The organism is Cryptosporangium sp. NPDC051539, from assembly GCF_044454545.1.
Taxonomy (GTDB): domain Bacteria; phylum Actinomycetota; class Actinomycetes; order Mycobacteriales; family Cryptosporangiaceae; genus Cryptosporangium.
Map to the genome: position 1 here is coordinate 24,282 of NZ_JBITDV010000008.1, position 18,830 is coordinate 43,111.

Genomic DNA, 18,830 nt, shown 5'->3' on the forward strand with positions numbered 1-18,830 from the left:
AGACGGGTCCCGACGCGACGCGGACCCGTTCACCCCGTAGCGTGAACGGTTGAGATGGTCACACTTCCCGCCGGACGCGCCGCGCGGCTCCGCGCCGTGGCGTCCCGCGTCGCGCACCGGGTGCTGGGGCCGGCGTTCGGGCCGGTGGCGGCTACGCTCCGTCCGGTCGTGACGACGCTGCGGCTGGCCCGGGCGACGCTCGCGAAGGCCTGGGGTGACCGCATCCTCGGCCTGTCGGCCGAAGCCGCGTTCTGGCAGCTGCTCTCGGTTCCGCCGCTGATGCTCGCGGTGCTGGGCGTGCTGGGGTACGCCGGACGCTGGACCGGCACCGACCTGATCAACCGCACCGAGGCCCACGCGCTGCGGCTCACCGCCAGGCTGGTCAGCCCGTCCGTCCAGCAGGACGTCGTGACGCCGATCGTCGGCGAGCTGCTGCGGCACGGACGCGGCGGCGTGGCCACGATCAGCATCGTGCTGGCGCTCTGGGCCGGGTCGTCGTCGACCGCGACGTTCGTCAACACGGTCTCGATCGCCTACGGGCAGCGGGAGCTGCGCGGCGCGGTGAAGAGCCGGTTGCTGGCCCTCTGGCTCTACGTGTGCACGCTGGCGACCGCCACGGTCGCGGTGCCGCTCGTGATCCTCGGGCCCGACTTCCTCGTCGCCCGGCTGCCGGACGGCTGGCACTCGGCCGCCGAATCGACCATCCGGCTGGCTTACTGGCCGCTGACCGCGGCGATCGTGTTCGCCGCGCTCTCGGCCTTCTTCCACTACGCGACGCCGACGCGACTGCGCTGGCGGCGGGCGCTGCCCGGTGCCGCGCTGTCGCTGCTGCTGTTCGTCGGCCTGTCGTGGGTGCTGCGGCTCTACATCGGCCGGGTCGGCGGCCAGATCCTGTTGTTCGCGACGCTGGCCGCGCCGATCGTCGCGCTGCTGTACTTCTACGTGCTGGCGTTCGCGGTGCTGCTCGGTGCCGAGCTCAACGGCACGCTCGAGCAGCTGTACCCGGCGGGCTCGCGTCCGCGGCACCTGCACCGGCTCGCGCGGGCCGGTCGCAAGCTGGCCGGCGCGGTCCGGGGCGAGCGTCCGCCGGACGAGAGCGAGCTGATGGACGACCGCACCGAACTCGAACACGAGGCCGACGACCGCGCGGATCACGAGAAACCGTCCAGCACCGCTGACGGGCCGCTCGGCATGGTCGCCGAGCCGGCCCCAGTGGGTCTCGCCTACTTGTCTCCGCCCCTGGGCAGGGACTCGTAGATCTCCTTGCAAGCGGGGCAGACCGGAGAGTTCGGCTTCGGGGACTTCGTCACCGGGAAGACCTCGCCGCACAGCGCCTGGACCATGTTGCCCATCACCGCGCTCTCGGCGATCTTGTTCTTCTTCACGTAGTGGAAGACCTCGGGGCCATTGTCGGTCTCGCGCTCACGAGTCTCTGGCCGCTCCAGCGTCTCGGTGGCTCCCACAGCGCTTCCTCTCCATGCAGTCGACGGAACGCACCCCATTCTGCCGCATGACCGCCCGGTCTCCCGCGCACGCGGGCAGTTATCAGCGGGAAGTACGGTGTTCGCGTGGAGATCGAACCGCCGCTCGGGCGTTACCGGATCCGTCTCGGTGCCGATGTCGCCGAGGCGTTGGGCACCGGCGCGCCGGTCGTCGCACTGGAGAGCACGATCCTGTCGCACGGGCTGCCGCGTCCGATGAACCTGGAGGTCGGCGGCGAGATCGAGCGTACGGTCCGGGCCGCGGGCGCGGTACCGGCCACGGTCGGCGTGCTCGGCGGGGAGATCTGGGTCGGCCTCGACGCCGGGCAGCTCGAGCACCTGGCGCTGACCGACGGCGTGGCCAAGGCCAGCGTCCGCGACCTGCCGGTGGTGGCGGCCAAGGGGCTGGACGGCGCGACGACCGTCGCCAGCACGGCGGCGATCGCGGCCGCGGCCGGTATCGCGGTGTTCGCGACCGGCGGCCTCGGCGGCGTCCACCGCGCCGCGTCGACGACGTTCGACGAGTCGGCCGACCTCGGCGCACTGTCCCGGACGCCGATCGCGGTGGTCTGCGCGGGCGTCAAATCGATCCTGGACGTACCGGCGACGCTGGAGCGGCTCGAGTCCTCGGGCGTGACCGTCCTCGGGTACCGGACCGACCGGTTCCCGGGCTTCTACCTCTCCGACTCCGGCTACCCGATCGGGTGGCGCGCGGAGAACCCGGAGGAGATCGCCGACGTGCTGCGCGCGGCCCGCGAACTCAAGCTGGGGTCGGGCGCGGTCGTGGTGGCGAACCCGCTGCCGGTCGACGAGCAGCTCGACCCGGCGCTGCACGACCGTGTGCTGGCCGAGGGCCTCGCCGGGCTCGAACGCGAGCACGTCACCGGCAAGGACGTGACGCCGTACCTGCTCGCGCACTTCCACTCGGCGACGCACGGCGAGAGCCTGACCGTGAACACCCGGATCATCCTGCGCAACGCCGAACTCGCCGGGCGGATCGCAGTGGCCTTCGCCGGGTCCCGTACGGTCCTCGCATGATTTCGCGCCGGTCCGGTAGCTGACCCGTCGTGAGTACCGGCGCGGGGCGGGTGATGGTCGTCGGTGACCTGGCGACCGACATCGTGATCCGCACCGAGGGGCCACCGGCGGTCGGCTCGGACCGGCCGGCGCAGATCCGCTACTCGGGTGGCGGCGCGGCCGCGAACACCGCGGCCTGGCTCGCCAGGGCCGGGGTACCGGTGACGCTGGCCGCCCGGGTCGGCGACGACGCCCCGGGCCGCGACCGGATCGCCGAGCTGGTCGCCGCCGGCGTGGAGCCCGCGGTCGCGATCGACACCGAGCTGCCCACCGCGTCGATCGCGGTGCTGGTCGACGGCGACGGCGAGCGGACGATGTTCCCCGACCGGGCCGCCGCCGACCGGCTCGACGCCGCCGACGTCATCGCGGCCGTCGAACGCCCGGACGTCCGGCACCTGCACCTCTCCGGCTACGCGCTCCTGGACGCCGGGTCGCGCAAGGCCGGGCTGGCCGCGCTGGAGACCGCGGGCAGGCGTGGCATCACGGTCTCGGTGGACGCGGCGTCAGCCGCACCGCTCGAGGCGGTCGGAGCGGAGCGGTTCCTGGGCTGGATCGCCGGTATCGATCTGCTGCTGGCCAACGCGGCCGAGGCGGCGGTGCTCACCGGGCTGGCGGATCCGTCGGTGTCCGCGGCCCGGCTGGCGACCGTGGTGCGCACCGCGGTGGTCAAGGACGGCGCCGGCGGGGCGTGGTGGCGCGGCGAGAACGGTGCCGCCTGGGTCGCCGCCGAGCCCGCCCGCCGGGTCGTCGACACGACCGGAGCCGGCGACGCGTTCGCGGCCGGCCTGCTGGCGGCGTGGCTGAGCGGCGCCGGGCCGGCGGGCGCACTGGCCGCCGGAGCCCGCGCGGGCACGCTGGCCGTCGGCCTGCCGGGCGCGAGGCCCTGACACCTCAGTCGTCGTGGTTGATCACGCGCGCCGACGACGGCGGTAACTCCCGGGTGGGGAGTTCCGGGGTCGACGGGGGTTCCTCGGACGGGTGGCCGAGTGCGCGGGCACCGGCGGGGACGCGGCGGAAGCGGTTGCGGAACCTGTTCTCTTCGAGCGGCGGACGATCGTTGGCGATCATCACCGCCATCCACGGGAACAGGCACATCCCGACCGTCAGGATCACCACCCAGGCCAGCGCGTACGGCACGTCGAGGCTGACCAGGACCGCCGCCAGGATCAGGCACAGGACCCGCAGCATCATCAGGCCGAAGTACTGGTACTGGCGCCGGCGGAGCTGGTCGGCCGGGCTCTGTTCGGCCTCGGTGATCACCTCGACCCGCGGTCGCCGTGTGGACACGCGAATACACCCGCTTCGTTTGCTCGCCGTTCCCTCCATCGTTGCACCGCGCACCGCTGTGCGCCACGCGAGTCAGGCCGGAGCGGGCTGAACACCCTTCGCCGGACGCTGGCCGTTGTTCACCGGGCTCGGCTCGACCGGCGGCAACCCGATCAGGCGGCGGCCGGCGTCCACGCCTTCGCACTCGACCTGGGCCAGGCCGTAGCCCTGCTTGTGCAAGGCCCAGCGCTCCCGGGTCAGCCGGGACCAGAGCATGTGCGTGACCGCCCCGTCGTGCACCTCGTAGGTGTCACCGCAGGGGCTGTAACCCAGCGACCGGGTGACGCCCAGCGCCGCGTCGTTGCCCTCGGCCGACTGGCTCTCCACGGCGGTGGCGCCGAAGCCCACGAACGCGAGGTGCAGCGCGAGCGCCCGCATCGCCTTCCCGTGCCCCTGACGCCGGTGCTCGGCTCCGAGCCAGGACGACGTCTCGACGATCCGGCGGCGCGGGAAATCGTCGGCCATCAGGTCTTGCTGGCCGACCAGCACGCCGTCGACGTACGCGGCCAGGCAGATGCGCCACTGCGTCGGCGCCAGCTCGGCCCGCGACCGCCAGATGTGACGCAGCACGGCCTGAGCGGCGACCTCGGCCGGAGTCGTCACACCGCTGATCGGCAGCGACGGGTCGTGCCCGGCCTCGACCGGGACCAGCGCCGCCAGTGCGGGCAGATCCTCGTCGGTCGGCGGGCGCAGCTCGATGTTCCCGGCACGGACGCGCAGCCCGGCCAGCGGCCAGAGCTTCGGGTCGGCACAGCTCATCGAGCAGCCTCCTTCGCCTTGGCTTTCGCCGCCTTCTTGAACTCCCGGACCGCCTGCAGGGTCTCCGGGCCGGTCACGTCGGCGACCGATCTCCTCGACCCGTCCTCGCCGTACGCGCCCGCGGCCTCGCGCCAGCCCTCGGGCCGCACGCCGAACTGCTTGCCGAGCAGCGCCACGAAGATGCGGGCCTTCTGCTCACCGAAGCCCGGCAGCGCCCGCACCCGCGTCAGCAGCTCGGCTCCGCTGACCGCCGTCGTCCACAGCCGGGCGGTGTCGCCGTCGTAGGCGTCCAGCAGCGTGGACGCGAGCGACTGCACGCGGCCGGCCATCGACTGGGGGTAGCGGTGCAGGGCGGGAGGCGTCGCGAACAGCGCGGCGAACTCCTCCTGGTCGAAGGCGGCGATCGCCGCCGCGTCCAACCGCGAGACGCCCATCCGGGTGGCCAGCAACCAGGGCGCGCCGAACGCGCGCTCCATCGGGAACTGCTGGTCGAGAAGCATGCCGACCAGCAAGGCCAGCGGGTCGTCGGCCAGGAACGCGTCGGCATCGACGTCCTGGCTCAGCCGCAGCGTCACCATGGGACCAGCGTGCCACGCCGGGCCCCCTCCGCTCCCCCGGGGGCGCAGGAGACTCGGCGGAGGGAGAGGATGGCCGGGTGACCGACCCGTTGCTCGCTCCCGACCAGATCGACGCGCTGCGTACCGCTTTGCGGAACGCGGAATTCACCCCTCAGGGGGTCGCCGACTACCTCGGCGAGACCGCGGGCGGGGCGCTCGGCCGGGGCGAGTTCCTCGCGGTGCGGCACACGATCCGTGACCGCGGCGACAACGACCCGCGGGGCACCTTGATCGATCTGTTTCCGACCGGCGGAACCGTCTCCGAGAAGGCCGCCGAGGCCGCGTTCGGCGCGTTCGGCCTGGCCGGAGCGATCTCCACCGGGCTCGTCGAGAAGGTAGGAGACGAGGTGAGAGCCGCGATCGACCTCTCGCCTTACGGCGACGACGACGGTGACTGGTGGGTACTGTCCGATCTCGGTTCGGACGTCCGGCCCGGTCCGGTCCGCAGCGACCACGTGCTCGGGATCGGGGGTGCGTCGGTGACGCTGGCGCAGTCGACGGTCCGGCCGGATGTCCGGAGTGCCCTGGATCTGGGGACCGGTTGCGGGGTCCAGGCCCTGCACCTCTCCCGGCACGTCGAGGCCGTCACTGTGACGGATCTCTCCGAGCGTGCGGTGCGGTTCGCGGTGACCAACGCGGCACTCAACGGCTTCTCCTGGGAGGCGCTCCGCGGCGATCTGGCGGCACCGGTTGCAGGTCGCCGGTTCGACCTGGTGGTGAGCAACCCGCCGTTCGTCGTCGGCCCACGCCGGTCGGAGGCCGACCGCATGGTCTACCGCGATTCCGGACGCGAGGGCGACGGCATCTGCGCCGAACTCGTCGCCGCGCTGCCGGACCTGCTGAACCCGGGCGGGTACGGGCAGCTGCTGGCCAACTGGCTACACGTCGAGGGTGTGCCCTGGGAGGAGCGGGTCGGAGCCTGGCTGTCGGCCACCGGGCTGGACGCCCACGCGGTGCAGCGGGAGGCGCTCGACCCGGCCGGCTACGTGGCGCTCTGGCTCCGCGACGCCGGCGAACTGACCAGCGAGGCCGCCGCGCGCCGGACCGACGAGTGGCTCGACTGGTTCGCCGAGAACCGCATCGACGCGGTCGGCTTCGGGCTGATCAGCGTCCACGCGTCCGGGTCGGACCAGCCGATCGTGCGGGTCGAGGAGGCGATGCAGGAGCACGACGCGGTGCTCGGCCCGGAGGTCGCGGCCTGGTTCGAGCGCGTCTCCTTCGTCCGGGGCGCGGACCTGCTGGCGACGAAGTTCGTCACCGCGCCGTCGCTGCGGCTGCGGCAGCACGCGTCGATGGGTGAGGACGGCTGGGACGTCGACACCCAGATCCTGGCGATGGAGAGCGGCTGGCGCTGGGCCCAGGAGATCGACCCGGTGACGGTGGCCCTGGTCGGTGGTTGCGACGGCAGCGTGACGCTGGGCGACCAGCTCGCGGTGCTCGCGGCCGCGTACGAGGCCGAGCCGATCGCGCTCGCCACGGTCGCGATCCCGCTGGTGGGGCAGATGGTCGAGCGCGGAATGCTGCTGCCGGCATGAGGGCCGTCATCCAGACCGTGTTGTCGGCGTCGGTCACGGTCGGCGACGAGGTCGTCGGGGAGATCTCCGACGGGCTGCTCGTGCTCGTCGGCGTGGCCCGCACCGATACCGACGCCGAGGCCGCGCTGCTCGCCCGCAAGGTTCACGAGCTGCGGATCCTGGACGGCGAGCGGTCGGCGTCGGACGTCGGGGCGCCGCTGCTCGTCGTCAGCCAGTTCACGCTCTACGCCGACACCCGGAAGGGTCGGCGTCCGTCGTGGCAGGCGGCGGCTCCGGCCGAGCAGGCCGAGCCCCTCGTCGACGCGGTCGTGGCCGCACTTCGCGAGCGCGGCGCGAAGGTCGAAACAGGACGATTCCGGGCGCACATGCTCGTCGCGTCGGTCAACGTCGGGCCGCAGACCATCCTTCTCGAGATTTAAGGGCGCTTAAGGACGGAACGAAGCCCCGTTAAGGCCTGGGTCGTCGATTCGGCCATAGCTGGTACCCCTGGCTTCTGTTGCCACCGGATTGCGTTTACCGTGCGGTCCATGGACGACGTGGCGCTAGTGACTGCGGTGCAGCGCGGTGACGAAGAGGCGCTGGCCGACCTGTTCGAGGAGACCCACGGCTGGACGTACTCCACCTGCCTGAACGCTCTTCGTGACCCGGACGCCGCGCAGGAGGCCACCGCGCGGGTGTTCGAGGTGTCGGTGCGGACGCGGCTGGCCGGGGCCCGGGAGTTACGCCCGGCGATGATCCGGCTGATCCATGACGCGTGCCTCGAGGTCGAGCAGGAACTGGGCAAGAAGCGTTGGCTGCGCCGGAAGGGCGAGCAGCCGCCGGCCGCGCCGGACCCCCGGGAACTGCGGCTGGTCGCCTGGCGCGCGGCCGGCGACCTGAGCGGGCCCGACCGGATCCTGTTCGCGGTCTCGGCCGGGGCCGGGCTGACCGGGCGGTCGATCGCGGCCGCGGTCGACGCCGAGAAGCCGGACGCGATCGCGAAGCGGCTCGACGCGATCCGCGAGCACGTGGTGGCCGACGTCCTGGCCGCACGGTCGCTGGACGACTGCCCGGAACTGCGGGACACGCTGCGGTACTCGGCCAAGGAACCGGACGCGGCGGCGCGGAAGAAGGTGCACGCGCACCTCTCCGGGCGGGGCAAAACGCCGGCCTGCACGAGGTGCGCGGCGGCCTACGAGCGCTGGCCGCTGCCCGCGCTCGCCGCCCTGCTGCCGCTCACCGCAGTGCCCACCGGCCTGAACGACGTGATCCTCGACCGGATGGAACGGGCGCTGCGCGCGATCGAAGACACCGGCACCGACGTGATCCGCGTCGATACCGGCACGCACGCGGTGATCGACGGCGCCACCGGAACGCTCCTGGAGCCGGAACCGGAACCCGGGCCGGAGCCCGCGCCCGAGCCCGCGAGGCCCCGGGGGCCGCAGCGGCGGTTCGCCGGCGCGGCCACCGTGACGGTCGTGGTGGCGGTGCTGGTGCTCAGTACGGCCGGGGCGGTTGCCCTGAACTCGTACCGCCGGCCGACCGGCGTGACCGAGAAACTCGCGGCTGCCGACCGCACCGATCCGATGAGTGCGAAGCCCTCGCCGATCGCCGCACCGGCCGGTGCGCATGCCGCCCCGGTCCGGCGGTCGGCCTCGCCGACGCCGAGGTCCACGCCGAAGGACGACCTCGAGGTTCCGGTCGCCAGGACCTCCCGGGTCCCGGCCCGGTCGCCGTCGATCCGCCCGGTCGCGGGTACAGTCGCGGGCTCGGTCTCCCCGAGCACGCCGGCCCGGACCGCCAACCCGTTCGCCGGTTTCGGGACGCTGCGGATCACCGGCCCCGGTGGCACCGTGAACGCCTCCGGCGCCGACCAGGCCGAGGTGACGCTCTCGGTCGCGGTCCCGTCCGGCTTCGACGAAGCGCTGCTGGACTCGGCGCTCACCTGGTCGGGGTCGTACGTCCTGAAGAAGGAGACCCAGTACGCGGACCTGGGCAGCGGTCAGTACGCCTGGGCCGCCCTCGCGGCGGCGCCCCGCTGCAACACGAAGTGGACGATCACCGCCAAGCTGACCCCGCCCGACGGCGCCGCGCAGACCGCGACCACGACGGTCACGATCGCTACGTGCTAAGCGACGACCAGTGGTAGCACGAACGCCCAGAACGGGGCGGTGACGACCACCACCGCGGCCGCGTAAGACAACGTCCGCAGCGACAGCGACGGGGCCGGAGGCGCCAGCAGACGCTGCACCCGCGGCAACAGCGCGAGCTCGGTCGACGCCAGCGAGCCGGTCGGTGCCACCCCGGTCGCCCCGGCCACCCCGACCCGAGCCAGCGCGGCCGCCAGCACGTTCCGGTCGCGCCCGAGGCAGGCCCGGTCGTCGGCGAGCATCTCGACGAGCTGGGCCACCGCCAGTCGCGTCCGCTGCGTGCCGGCCAGCCCGAACAGCGCCTCCGACCAGGCCGCGAACGGCAACAGCAGCAGGTCGTGGCGCTCGGCCAGATGCGCGTGTTCGTGCGCCAGCACCGCGTCCAGTTCGTCGGGTTCGAGAAGGGACAGCGCACCGGTCGTGATGACGACCCGGGAGCTCGGCCCGGGCAGGCAGTAGGCCGCCGCGGCCGGGTGCTCGATCAACCGGGCGCCCGCGCCGGTGGCCCGAGCCGGGCTGACCCGGTTGGGCCAGGGAGTGCTGACGAGATCGACCAGCTCACGCTGACGCGAGCGCATCCGGCCGGCCCGCCACGACGACACCCCGGTCATCGCGAGCAGCCAGCCGAACAGACCGACCGCCGCACCGAGCAGGAACAGGTGCAGGACGTCGAGACCGCCGGTCAGCGCACCGGCCCGGACGTACGCGGCGAGCGCACGGGGCAGCGAACCGGCCAGCGGCGCCAGCGCGGCGGCCAGCACCGCGCCACCCGCGGCCAGGCCGGCGGCCAGGCCGAGCGCCTGCCAGAGCACGAGGACCGCACGCGGCTCGCGCTGCACCCAGTGCGCCCGGGACAGCACGGCCGGCACCGGCCCGATCAACAGCACGGCGACCACGCCGAGACCCGCAACCGTGGGGAGCACGACGCGGGCCTAGGCCGAGGCCTTGCCCGCCCGGCGCAGGGCCTGATCGAGGGCACCGGAGAGGGCTTCGGCCTCCTCCGGGCTCACCCGACCGGCGAACCGGACCAGCGCCGCGGTGCGGTCGGCGGCGTCACCGAGCGCTTCGTCCATCAGCTCGGCGATGTAGTCCTCGCGCGTCGCGGTCGGGGTGTAGGTGTGCGCCCACCGGTCGCGGCACCGCTCGACCCGGCCCTTCGACTCCAGGCGCGACAGCACGGTCAGCACCGTGGTCTTGGCCAGTTCACGGTTCGCCAGCGAGTCAGCGACTTCACGCGCGGTTCTCGGAGCGTCCGCGGACCAGAGGACCTCCATCACCGCACGCTCCAGCTCGCCCAATCGGGCCATGGGGGTCTCCTTCCACCGCGAGGGGCTGGCCCCCAGTCTACGGAACGTAGAAAGCGGGCGGCCAATGGTCCGATCGAGGGAGCCGCCGCTCTGACCCGCTTAGACCGGATCAATACGGACGGGCAAAGTTCCGTGGACCGGTGTCGGGTAGCCGACAGTAACCGCCGACCGGACGACCCCGACGGCGTTAACGGGTGTAGCAGCAGGTCACCAGGGTTGCCCTGGCCTGCGGCGGCGCGCACCTCACACCGATCTCACATCGGCCTCACGACGGCTTAACGGCGCGAGCGCGAACCTCATTTCCACGACAGACGGTACGCGGGAGAGTCCACCTCCCGCGCCACGAGGAGGCGAGCCGGGTGTCCGTTCCGCTCATGATCGAGGAAGCGTTCGACGTGTACCTCGTACCCGGGGATGTCGACGCAGACAACGCCGACGCCCGCCGTAGCGGTGACGACCTCGACGACGGCGTCGAGCCCACCACCGTCCGCTCCCGCATCGACGGGACCGAAGACGAACCCGAGGCGCCCCGGCGCACCCGGGGCACCCGTTCCGAGGACTCGGGCCGAGGCGTCTCGGCCGACCTGGTGCGGGCCTACCTGAACGGGATCGGCAAGACCAAGCTGCTGACCGCGGTCGAAGAGGTCGACCTGGCCAAGCGCATCGAGGCCGGGCTGTTCGCCGGCCAGGCGCTCGCCGATCCGGCCCGCCCGATGACCGACGACGACCGCCGCGACCTGGCCGAGGTGTCCCGCGACGGGGTCGCGGCCAAGAACCACCTGCTCGAGGCCAACCTGCGGCTGGTGGTCAGCGTCGCCAAGCGCTACACCGGGCGGGGCATGTCGCTGCTGGACCTGATCCAGGAGGGCAACCTGGGCCTGATCCGTGCGGTCGAGAAGTTCGACTACACCAAGGGCTTCAAGTTCTCGACCTACGCGACCTGGTGGATCCGGCAGGCGATCACCCGGGCGATGGCCGACCAGTCCCGCACGATCCGCCTCCCCGTCCACCTGGTGGAGCAGATCAACCGGCTGGTCCGGGCCCGGCGCGACCTCTCGATCCAGCTGGGGCGCGAGCCCTCTCCGGCCGAGCTCGCCACCGAGCTGGGGATCGAGCCGTTCCGGGTGGTGGAGCTGCTCGGCTACGACCGCGAGCCGGTCAGCCTGGACCAGACCGTCGGTGACGACGGCGAGAGCCAGCTCGGCGACTTCATCGCCGACTCCGACCCGCTGAGCCCGGCCGACAACGTCTCGTACGCGCTGCTCAAGGCCGAGGTCAACAAGGTGCTGGCCACGCTGTCGGAGCGCGAGCGCGAGGTCATCCGGCTGCGGTTCGGCCTGGACGACGGCCGCCAGCGCACGCTGGACGAGATCGGCCGCGACTTCGGCCTCTCGCGCGAACGGATCCGTCAGATCGAGAAGGGCACGATGGCCAAGCTCCGCGACCCCCTGCGGGCCGAGCCGCTGCGCGCCTACGTCAGCTGACCGCACCTCGCCGTACGCGGCCGGACCCTCCCCGGGTCCGGCCGCTTCTTTTTTCTACGCGTGCCGCCCCACCACCGCCGGACGGTGGCCACCCAGGGGCGTCAGCGCAGGCGGCGGGCACCTTCGTCGAGCCGGCGGGAGGGACGTTCCATCCGCACGGTCGCGTGCAGCACCGTGACGCCCTCGGGGGACGCCAGTACCGGGTTGAGCGTCAGAGCCCTCAGCGCCGGGATCTCGTCGGCCAGCGCGCCGACCCGGAGGAGCAGGTCTTCCACGGCTCCGGCGTCCACGGGCCGGGCGCCCCGGTAGCCGAACAGCATCGGGGCGGCCAGCGGCTCGCGCAGCAGGTCGGCGGCGTCGGAGTCGGTGAGCGGGGCGGCCCGCCAGGCCCGGTCGCCGATCAGCTCGGTCGCGATGCCGCCGAGCCCGAACCCGACCACCGGGCCGAACGCCGGGTCCTGCACGACCTCGGCGACGCACACGACGCCGCCACGGGCCATCGGTTGCACCAGCACGGCCGGGTTCGGGTCACCGGAGGCCGCCGCGATGCCGTGGTAGGCCGCCCGCGCATCCCGGGGCGAGTCGACGTCGAGCCGTACCGTACCCAGGTCGGCGCGGTGGCGCAGCGTCTCGTCGGCGGCCTTCACCGCGACCGGGTAGCCCAGCTCGTCCGCGGCTTCGACGACCGCTTCCACGCCGACGACCCGGCGGCTCGTCCAGACCGTGATGCCGTAGGCCGCGAGCAGGTCGGCGGCGTCCGCGTCCTCCAGGTCCACGCCGTCCGGGTGCCGGTCGAGCGTGCGGCCGACGAACGTCCGGGCGCGGCCGGGGTCGGTGTCCGGGAGGGAAGGCAGCTGCCCGGCCGGGGTGCCCCGCCACTCGGCGTAGGTGGCGACCTTGCCGAGCGTGCGGGCGGCGGCTTCCGGGGTGGCGTAGGAGGGCACCGAGCCGCGGGCGATCACGAATTCCGGGCTGGGTAGCAGGACCGTGCGATCGGGGTCGGTGCCGATTTCCGGTTCGGGCGGTGGTGCGTCTGTTGCGGTGGCGCCTTGCGTCGCGTCAGAAAAAGGCTCCGGGGCGGAAGGGACGGCGGGGACCGAGGCGGCCGGCACCAGGCGGCGGAGACGTTCGGGCATGCCGTTCGCGGCGAGGAACGAGGCGATGACCGGGACGCGGGCGTCGGCGCCGATCTCCCGGAGGACGTCCGCGTAGGCGGACTCCGGCACCGCGAGCGCGGGGACGAAGACGACGAGGACCGCGTCGATGGCCTGCTCCTCGACGGCCGCCCTCAGCGCGGTCCGGAGCTCGTCGGGGGTGACCTCGGGACCGACGTCGACGCGCCACTCGACCGGGACCTCGAGGCGGTTGGCCTCGCAGGCGTCGGTCGCGAGCGCGACCAGCACCGCCGAGTTGCCGATCACCGCCGTCCGGCGGCCGGTCGGCAGCGGCTGGTAGGCCAGCAGCTGGCCGATGTTGAACATCTCCCCCAGCGCCTCGGCGCGGATGACGCCGGACGCCCGGTAGAGGGCCTGCAGGCCGCGCTCGCCGGGCCCGCCGGTGAGGCCGGGCGTCACGCCCCGGCTCTTGAGGACGACGACCGGCTTGCGCCGGGCCAGCTCGCGCGCGAGCCGGGTGAACTTGCGCGGGTTGCCGAAGGTCTCCAGGTACATCATGACGACGTCGGTCGCCGGGTCGTCGCGCCAGTACTGGAGCAGGTCGTTGCCGGACACGTCGGCGCGGTTGCCTGCGCTCGCGAACGTCGACAGGCCGAGGCCGCGGCGCTCCACCTCAGCGAGCAGCGCGATGCCGAGCGCTCCGGACTGGGTGAAGAACCCGACCCGGCCGCGGCCGGGGACGCTCGGCGAGAGCGTCGCGTTGAGGGACACCGCCGGATCCGTGTTCGCGATCCCGAAACAGTTCGGGCCGACCACGCGCATACCGTTGATGCGGGCGACCTCGACGAGGTGGGCCTGGGCCCGGTCCTCGCCGATCTCGGCGAAGCCGGCGGAGAAGATGACCAGACCGGCGACTTGTTTGCGGGCGCACTCTTCGACGGTCGCCTGGACCTGTGCTGCCGGAACCACGATGAGCGCGAGGTCGACCGGGCCGGAAATGTCCTGGACGCTGCGGAAGGCGGTTTCGTCGTTCGGATTGACGCGGTGCAGTTCGCCGGTGAAGCCCGCGTTGCGGATGTTGTCGTAGACCGCGCGGCCCATGCCGCCCCGGTGCTTGCTCACGCCGATCACCGCGATGGTGGCCGGGTTCAGGAGCCTCCTGATGGAGCGGGCCTCGGTGCGTTGCTCGCGGTCGTGGAGGACGCCCAGGACGGCGGGCGTCTCGCGGGTGTCGAACGTCAGGTGGACGACGCCGTCGGCGAAGCTGCGGTCGACGTCGTAACCGGCGTCGGTGAAGACGCGGATCATCGCGCCGTTCTGCGGCAGGATCTCGGCGACGAACCGGGTGATGCCCTCCTCGCGGGCGGCCTCGGCGAGGTGCTCGAGCATCACGCTGGCGATCCCGCGGCCCTGGTGGGCGTCTTCGACGACGAACGCGACCTCGGCGGTGTCGGGGTCGTCGAGTTGCTCGTACCGCCCGACCGCGATCAGGTCGTTGCCGAGGACGGCCACCAGGGCCTCGCGGCCGGCGTGGTCGACTTCGGTGAAGCGCTTCAGGTCGCGGGCCGGGATCCGCGGGTAGGGCGAGAAGTAGCGCAGGTACCGGGTGCGGTCGGAGAAGCGCGAGTGCAGCGCGACGATTCCGTCGGCGTCTTCCGGGCGGATCGGACGCACGTGGACGGTGCCGCCGTCGGAGAGGACGACGTCGGCCTGGCGGTGCTCGGGGTAGGGCTTGGGTTCGGGAGTGGCCCGGGAGTCCGGGGTGGCCCGGCTTGCCGGGTCTGGGGTGGCGCGGGAATCGGGGGTGGCCCGGCTTGCCGGGTCTGGGGTGGCCCGGGTTGCCGGGTCGGCGGCCGCGCGGGGGTCGGGCGGGCCGGCGGCGGTCGGGTCGTCAGGCATGGCTGAGTGTCTCAGTCGCGCGGGTCATCGGGGTCGAGGCCGTGCAGCGGGAACACCGCGCGTCGCGTGGCCAGGATGGCCCGGTCGACCGGATCGGCCCGCCCCGGTTCCCAGGGCTGGTAGGACGCATCGGTGCCGTCACCCATGACGGTCGGGATGCGAGCCGCCGGACGCTTGGACGCGGCGAACTCGCGCCAGGTGTTGGGGGTGGCGTGCGACGGGGTGACCGGCGCGCCGGTCGCGGTCGCCAGCAGGTGCGACCAGGTGCGCGGGACGACGTCGACCAGGCCGTACCCGCCACCGCCGAACACGACCCAGCGGCCGCCGGTGAGCTCGTGCGCGAGCCTGCGCATCTCGAGCTGGGCCGCGCGCTGGCCCTCGACCGAGAGCGCGAGGTTCGCGAGCGGGTCGCGGTAGTGCGAGTCGCAGCCGCACTGGCTGACCAGGACCTGCGGACGGAAGGCGCGGAGTACGGACGGCACGACCGCGTGGAACGCGCGGAGCCACCCGGCGTCTCCGGTGCCCGCCGGGAGCGCGACGTTGACCGCGCCGCCCTCGGCGTTCGGCCCGCCGACCTCGGTCGGGAAACCGGTGCCAGGGAACAGCGAGACCGGCGACTCGTGCAGGCTCACCGTCAGCACCCGCGGGTCGTTCCAGAACACGGCCTGGACCCCGTCGCCGTGGTGGACGTCGATGTCGACGTACGCGACCCGCTCGGCCCCGAGTTCGAGCATGCGGGCGATCGCGATCGCCGGGTCGTTGTAGACGCAGAAGCCGCTGGCCCGGTCGGGCATCGCGTGGTGCAGCCCGCCGGCGACGTTCACCGCGTGCAGCGCCTCGCCGCTCATCACCGCCTCGGCGGCCCGGACGCTCATGCCGGTGATCAGCGACGCGGCCTCGTGCATGCCCTCGAACAGCGGGTTGTCGCTGGTGTTCAGGCCCCAGCCGCGGAAGAACGGGTCGCGCGGCGCGGCCTGCACCGCGAGGAGGTAGGCCTCCTGGTGGACGAGGCGCAGCGTTTCCCGGCTGGCCGGTTCGGCTTTCACCACGGAGACGTTCGGGCGATCGAGGACGCCGAGGTCGCGGGCGAGGGCCATCGTGAGCTCCACGCGGACCGGATCGAGCGGGTGATCGCCGAAGTTGTACGTCGTCACCGCCGGGTCCCAGACCACCGTCACCGGAGCGGCCGACGTCTCCGCGGTGATCTCGGATTCCTGTGTCTGCGTCGTCACCGTTCCATCTCATCACGCGCGGCTCCCGGTCGTACCGGCTGCTCGAGATCTGGGCTGGTAGACCTGGATTCGGCTTATTCTTGAGTCGTTCAAGATTATGGCGGGAGGGGGTATGCTTGCCGCCAGAAGGCGGTCCGCGCCATGGGCTGGGGCACGACCGGCAAGATGCGAGCCTTCTGGCTGAACGACTCTTGCCAGTGGCGAGCGTGCTCCCCGTGCGAACCCGTAGGCAGCGGTGAATGAAGCGAGGCGGCGACGTGAGTGACCTGATCGACACCACGGAGATGTACCTGCGCACGATCCTCGAACTCGAGGAAGAAGGCATCACCCCGCTGCGCGCCCGGATCGCGGAACGCCTGCACCAGAGCGGTCCGACGGTGAGCCAGACCGTGGCGCGGATGGAGCGCGACGGGCTGCTCACCGTTCAGGGCGACCGGCACCTGGAGCTGACCGACGTCGGCCGGCACCGCGCCGTGTCGGTGATGCGCAAGCACCGGCTCGCCGAGCTGTTGCTGGTGAACGTGATCGGGCTCGAGTACGAGGCCGCGCACGCCGAGGCCTGCCGCTGGGAGCACGTGATGAGCGCCGAGGTCGAGCGCAAGGTCTACCAGTTGCTGGGGCGTCCGCGGGTCTCGCCGTACGGCAACCGCATCCCGGGGCTGGCCGAGCTCGACACCGACGTGATCGACGGAGACGTCCGGCCGGGCCGCGAGGTCACGCTCGCGGTGACGCCGACCGGCGACGAGGTCGTGATCCAGCGCATCTCGGAGCAGTTGCAGACCGACACGGACCTGATCCACGACCTGCACTCGGCGGGCGTGGAGCCGGGGGTTTCGGTGATGGTGGATCGCAGTGACCGCGAGGTGACGCTGACTCACGGCGACACGACCGTGAAGATTCCGCGGTCGCTGGCCAACTTGGTGTTCGTGACCGCGGGCTGAGCGTTCCGAGTCGACGAAGCGCCCCGCGGCCCGGCCGCGGGGCGCTTCGCGTTGCTGGGCACCTCGCGTTGCTGGGCACCTCGCGTTGCTGGGCACCTCGCGTCACCGGGCACCTCGCGTCACCGGGCACCTCGCGTCACCGGGCACCCCGCGTCACCGGGGCGACGCTGAGGACCGCGGAGCCGCCGACGGGGTGCTGTGCGGCGGCGCATGCCGCGGCCCGCCGTGGGGCAGTTGGCGTCGGAGGGCCGCCGCGCCACCCGGCCCGGGCCTTCGCGCTCGGCGTTCGCGGAGGGGACGTCTCCCATGCCCGGCCCACGCTCGGCGTCGCGGGAGCGACGCCCCCACAGCCCTGCCCTCGCTAAGCGTCGTGGAGCCGACGCCCTCGCGACCTGCCCCTCGCCTCGCGTCGCGGGAGCGACACGCCACCCAACTCGGGCCCGTGTGGCGTCGCGGAGGCGAGGTCTCCCACGGCGCTGCCCTCGTTCGGCGTCGCGGTGTCGCCGGGCGACGCGGCCCGGCCCACGCGTGGCGTCGCGGGAGCGCCGCGCCGCGCGGCTCGGCCCTCGCCCGGCCTCGCAGAAGCGACATGGCCGGCTCTCGCCTGGCGTCCCGGGGTCGCCGCGCCGCCCGGCCCTACCCCCGCTCAGCGTCGCGGAGGCGACGTCCCTACAGCGTCGCGGAGGCGACGTCCCTACAGCGTCGCGGAGGCGACCTCCTCACGGCCCTGCGCTCGTCTGGCGTCGCGGGGGCGCCGCGCCACCCGACTCCCGCTTAGCCTCGCGGAGGCGCCACCTACGCGCCCCGTCCTCGCTTGGTGTCGCGGGAGCGGCGCACGACGCGCGGCCCGGCCTACGCCTGGCGTCGCGGGATCGCCGCGCTGCACGACGCGGCCCTCGCTCGGCCTCGCCGAGGCGACGTCCCTGCGGCCCCGCCCGGGGCGTGCTTCGCTTCCGGGGGTGGGACGCCTCGCGACCCTGCGCCGCGGGGCGCTCGGCAGCGCGGCGCGGGTCAGCGCGGCGCGGATCGGCGCGGGTCAGCGCGGCGCGGATCGGCGCGGCGCGGGTCAGCGCGGCGCGGGTCAGCGCGGCGCGGGTCAGCGCGGCGCGGATCGGCGCGGCGCGGGTCAGCGCGGCGCGGATCGGCGCGGCGCGGGTCAGCGCGGCGCGGGTCAGCGCGGCGCGGATCGGCGCGGTCGGCGCGGCGCGGACTGCGGCGGGCTCGGCGTTAGCCGGCGATGAGTTTGGGGCCCAGGCCCGCGAGTTTGGAGAGGTAGGCGGTAGCACCCGCGGTGCCGGTGGCCTGGGGGGTGGTGAGCGTGAGCGTGTACGCGGTCTCGTCGCCGAGCCAGCCGACCTCGGCGGCCGGGCCGTTCGTGCCGCTCGGCGCGATCACCCGCTTGTACGCCGCCCGGCCGAGGCCGCCCTGGTCGTCGGCCTTGTCGGGGACGAAGTCCTTCTCGTAGTCGTCCTCGGAGACCTCGCCCTCCAGCGGCGTCGCGACGAACGTGAGATCGGGCAGGGCCTCGTCGAGCGTCATCAGCACACACGTGCGGACACCGCCCTCCTTGCCGCTCGCGGCCGAGGCCTGGAACGTCAGCCCGAGATACGTCCGCACCTCGCTGAACGTGATCGACTTGCAGATCCCGCCGGCCGAAGCAGCCGGCGGGACGCTGGTCGGGATCGCGGACGGCGAGGGCGACGCCGACGGCGATGCCGAGGCCGTCGTGCCGACCGTCGGCGCGGCCACCGCGGTCTTCTTGTCGGACGACGGGTCGGCGTCGTCCCCGGTGCAGGCCGCGGTGGCGACCAGGCCCCCGAGCGCGAGCGCGACGCCGAGCAGGCGGGTGGGGGGACGCATCTCCGGCTCCTCCGGCTTCTGCGCCTTCTGCGGCGCGGACAGTTCGGCGGCGCCTCCTGAGGCGCGGA

The 18,830-nt window shown here is 73.2% G+C and carries 17 protein-coding genes; 8 read left to right on the forward strand and 9 right to left on the reverse strand.

Annotated features, from left to right (window positions below; genetic code table 11):
- Positions 1-54: 54 nt before the first annotated feature.
- Positions 55-1,257, forward strand: a complete 1,203-nt coding sequence (locus tag ACIBZJ_RS24425; RefSeq protein WP_395933309.1) for a YihY/virulence factor BrkB family protein — start codon at positions 55-57, stop codon at positions 1,255-1,257.
- Here the strand turns inward: ACIBZJ_RS24425 and ACIBZJ_RS24430 are convergent.
- Entirely contained in the window at positions 1,224-1,463 is a 240-nt protein-coding gene (locus tag ACIBZJ_RS24430) for a DUF3039 domain-containing protein (RefSeq protein ID WP_395933311.1), read from the reverse strand. The genes ACIBZJ_RS24425 and ACIBZJ_RS24430 overlap by 34 nt on opposite strands.
- A 111-nt stretch (positions 1,464-1,574) precedes the next feature.
- Here ACIBZJ_RS24430 and ACIBZJ_RS24435 point away from each other — a divergent pair, with 111 nt between their 5' ends.
- Both ACIBZJ_RS24435 and ACIBZJ_RS24440 read left to right on the forward strand, forming a co-directional pair.
- Entirely contained in the window at positions 1,575-2,519 is a 945-nt protein-coding gene (locus tag ACIBZJ_RS24435) for a pseudouridine-5'-phosphate glycosidase (protein WP_395934067.1), read from the forward strand.
- A 53-nt stretch (positions 2,520-2,572) separates the two neighbouring features.
- Positions 2,573-3,445 (forward strand): carbohydrate kinase family protein, encoded by an 873-nt coding sequence (locus ACIBZJ_RS24440; RefSeq protein WP_395934069.1) that lies wholly within the window; start codon positions 2,573-2,575, stop codon positions 3,443-3,445.
- A gap of 4 nt (positions 3,446-3,449) precedes the next feature.
- On the opposite strand, the gene ACIBZJ_RS24445 is transcribed toward ACIBZJ_RS24440, so the two are convergent.
- The 3 genes from ACIBZJ_RS24445 to ACIBZJ_RS24455 form a co-directional block, all read right to left on the reverse strand.
- Positions 3,450-3,845: a DUF3099 domain-containing protein gene (locus tag ACIBZJ_RS24445; RefSeq protein ID WP_395933313.1), complete on the reverse strand. Its 396-nt coding sequence runs from the start codon at positions 3,843-3,845 to the stop codon at positions 3,450-3,452.
- A 72-nt stretch (positions 3,846-3,917) separates the two neighbouring features.
- Positions 3,918-4,643, reverse strand: a complete 726-nt coding sequence (locus ACIBZJ_RS24450) for a GNAT family N-acetyltransferase (RefSeq protein WP_395933315.1) — start codon at positions 4,641-4,643, stop codon at positions 3,918-3,920.
- A complete protein-coding gene (locus ACIBZJ_RS24455) occupies positions 4,640-5,221 on the reverse strand; it encodes an HhH-GPD-type base excision DNA repair protein (protein WP_395933317.1) in 582 nt (193 codons plus the stop codon). The genes ACIBZJ_RS24450 and ACIBZJ_RS24455 overlap by 4 nt, the downstream gene beginning before the upstream one ends.
- Before the next feature lie 77 nt (positions 5,222-5,298).
- Between ACIBZJ_RS24455 and ACIBZJ_RS24460 the strand changes: the two genes are divergently transcribed.
- From ACIBZJ_RS24460 to ACIBZJ_RS24470, 3 genes are all read left to right on the forward strand, one after another.
- Positions 5,299-6,795 (forward strand): methyltransferase, encoded by a 1,497-nt coding sequence (locus ACIBZJ_RS24460; RefSeq protein ID WP_395933319.1) that lies wholly within the window; start codon positions 5,299-5,301, stop codon positions 6,793-6,795.
- Positions 6,792-7,214, forward strand: coding sequence for a D-aminoacyl-tRNA deacylase (gene dtd / locus ACIBZJ_RS24465; protein ID WP_395933321.1), 423 nt, complete (start codon positions 6,792-6,794; stop codon positions 7,212-7,214). Before ACIBZJ_RS24460 ends, dtd begins: the two co-directional genes overlap by 4 nt.
- A 108-nt stretch (positions 7,215-7,322) precedes the next feature.
- Positions 7,323-8,906 (forward strand): RNA polymerase sigma factor, encoded by a 1,584-nt coding sequence (locus ACIBZJ_RS24470; protein ID WP_395933322.1) that lies wholly within the window; start codon positions 7,323-7,325, stop codon positions 8,904-8,906.
- Here ACIBZJ_RS24470 and ACIBZJ_RS24475 read toward each other — a convergent pair.
- Positions 8,903-9,847: a M56 family metallopeptidase gene (locus tag ACIBZJ_RS24475; RefSeq protein WP_395933324.1), complete on the reverse strand. Its 945-nt coding sequence runs from the start codon at positions 9,845-9,847 to the stop codon at positions 8,903-8,905. The genes ACIBZJ_RS24470 and ACIBZJ_RS24475 overlap by 4 nt on opposite strands.
- Positions 9,848-9,856: 9 nt before the next feature.
- Entirely contained in the window at positions 9,857-10,231 is a 375-nt protein-coding gene (locus ACIBZJ_RS24480; RefSeq protein WP_035856877.1) for a BlaI/MecI/CopY family transcriptional regulator, read from the reverse strand.
- A gap of 359 nt (positions 10,232-10,590) precedes the next feature.
- On the opposite strand from ACIBZJ_RS24480, the gene sigB reads away from it, so the two are divergent.
- Positions 10,591-11,715, forward strand: a complete 1,125-nt coding sequence (gene sigB, locus ACIBZJ_RS24485; RefSeq protein ID WP_395933326.1) for an RNA polymerase sigma factor SigB — start codon at positions 10,591-10,593, stop codon at positions 11,713-11,715.
- A gap of 101 nt (positions 11,716-11,816) precedes the next feature.
- On the opposite strand, the gene ACIBZJ_RS24490 is transcribed toward sigB, so the two are convergent.
- On the reverse strand, positions 11,817-14,729 hold the full coding sequence (locus ACIBZJ_RS24490) for a GNAT family N-acetyltransferase (protein WP_395933327.1): 2,913 nt from the start codon (positions 14,727-14,729) through the stop codon (positions 11,817-11,819).
- 11 nt (positions 14,730-14,740) lie between these two features.
- Positions 14,741-15,934 (reverse strand): acetoin utilization protein AcuC, encoded by a 1,194-nt coding sequence (locus ACIBZJ_RS24495; protein WP_395934071.1) that lies wholly within the window; start codon positions 15,932-15,934, stop codon positions 14,741-14,743.
- 311 nt (positions 15,935-16,245) lie between these two features.
- On the opposite strand from ACIBZJ_RS24495, the gene ACIBZJ_RS24500 reads away from it, so the two are divergent.
- Complete coding sequence (locus tag ACIBZJ_RS24500) at positions 16,246-16,902, forward strand: iron dependent repressor, metal binding and dimerization domain protein (RefSeq protein WP_395934073.1); 657 nt, start codon at positions 16,246-16,248, stop codon at positions 16,900-16,902.
- A gap of 1,227 nt (positions 16,903-18,129) precedes the next feature.
- Here the strand turns inward: ACIBZJ_RS24500 and ACIBZJ_RS24505 are convergent.
- Complete coding sequence (locus ACIBZJ_RS24505; RefSeq protein WP_395933328.1) at positions 18,130-18,762, reverse strand: hypothetical protein; 633 nt, start codon at positions 18,760-18,762, stop codon at positions 18,130-18,132.
- Positions 18,763-18,830: the final 68 nt, after the last annotated feature.

Coding starts and splice junctions, on each gene's coding strand:
- ACIBZJ_RS24480 (WP_035856877.1), bottom strand. CDS start 10,231: ATGGCCCGATTGGGCGAGCTGGAGCGTGCGGTGATGGAGGTCCTCTGG.
- ACIBZJ_RS24425 (WP_395933309.1), top strand. CDS start 55: ATGGTCACACTTCCCGCCGGACGCGCCGCGCGGCTCCGCGCCGTGGCG.
- ACIBZJ_RS24490 (WP_395933327.1), bottom strand. CDS start 14,729: ATGCCTGACGACCCGACCGCCGCCGGCCCGCCCGACCCCCGCGCGGCC.
- ACIBZJ_RS24455 (WP_395933317.1), bottom strand. CDS start 5,221: ATGGTGACGCTGCGGCTGAGCCAGGACGTCGATGCCGACGCGTTCCTG.
- ACIBZJ_RS24450 (WP_395933315.1), bottom strand. CDS start 4,643: ATGAGCTGTGCCGACCCGAAGCTCTGGCCGCTGGCCGGGCTGCGCGTC.
- ACIBZJ_RS24440 (WP_395934069.1), top strand. CDS start 2,573: ATGGTCGTCGGTGACCTGGCGACCGACATCGTGATCCGCACCGAGGGG.
- dtd (WP_395933321.1), top strand. CDS start 6,792: ATGAGGGCCGTCATCCAGACCGTGTTGTCGGCGTCGGTCACGGTCGGC.
- ACIBZJ_RS24505 (WP_395933328.1), bottom strand. CDS start 18,762: ATGCGTCCCCCCACCCGCCTGCTCGGCGTCGCGCTCGCGCTCGGGGGC.
- ACIBZJ_RS24470 (WP_395933322.1), top strand. CDS start 7,323: ATGGACGACGTGGCGCTAGTGACTGCGGTGCAGCGCGGTGACGAAGAG.
- ACIBZJ_RS24500 (WP_395934073.1), top strand. CDS start 16,246: ATGTACCTGCGCACGATCCTCGAACTCGAGGAAGAAGGCATCACCCCG.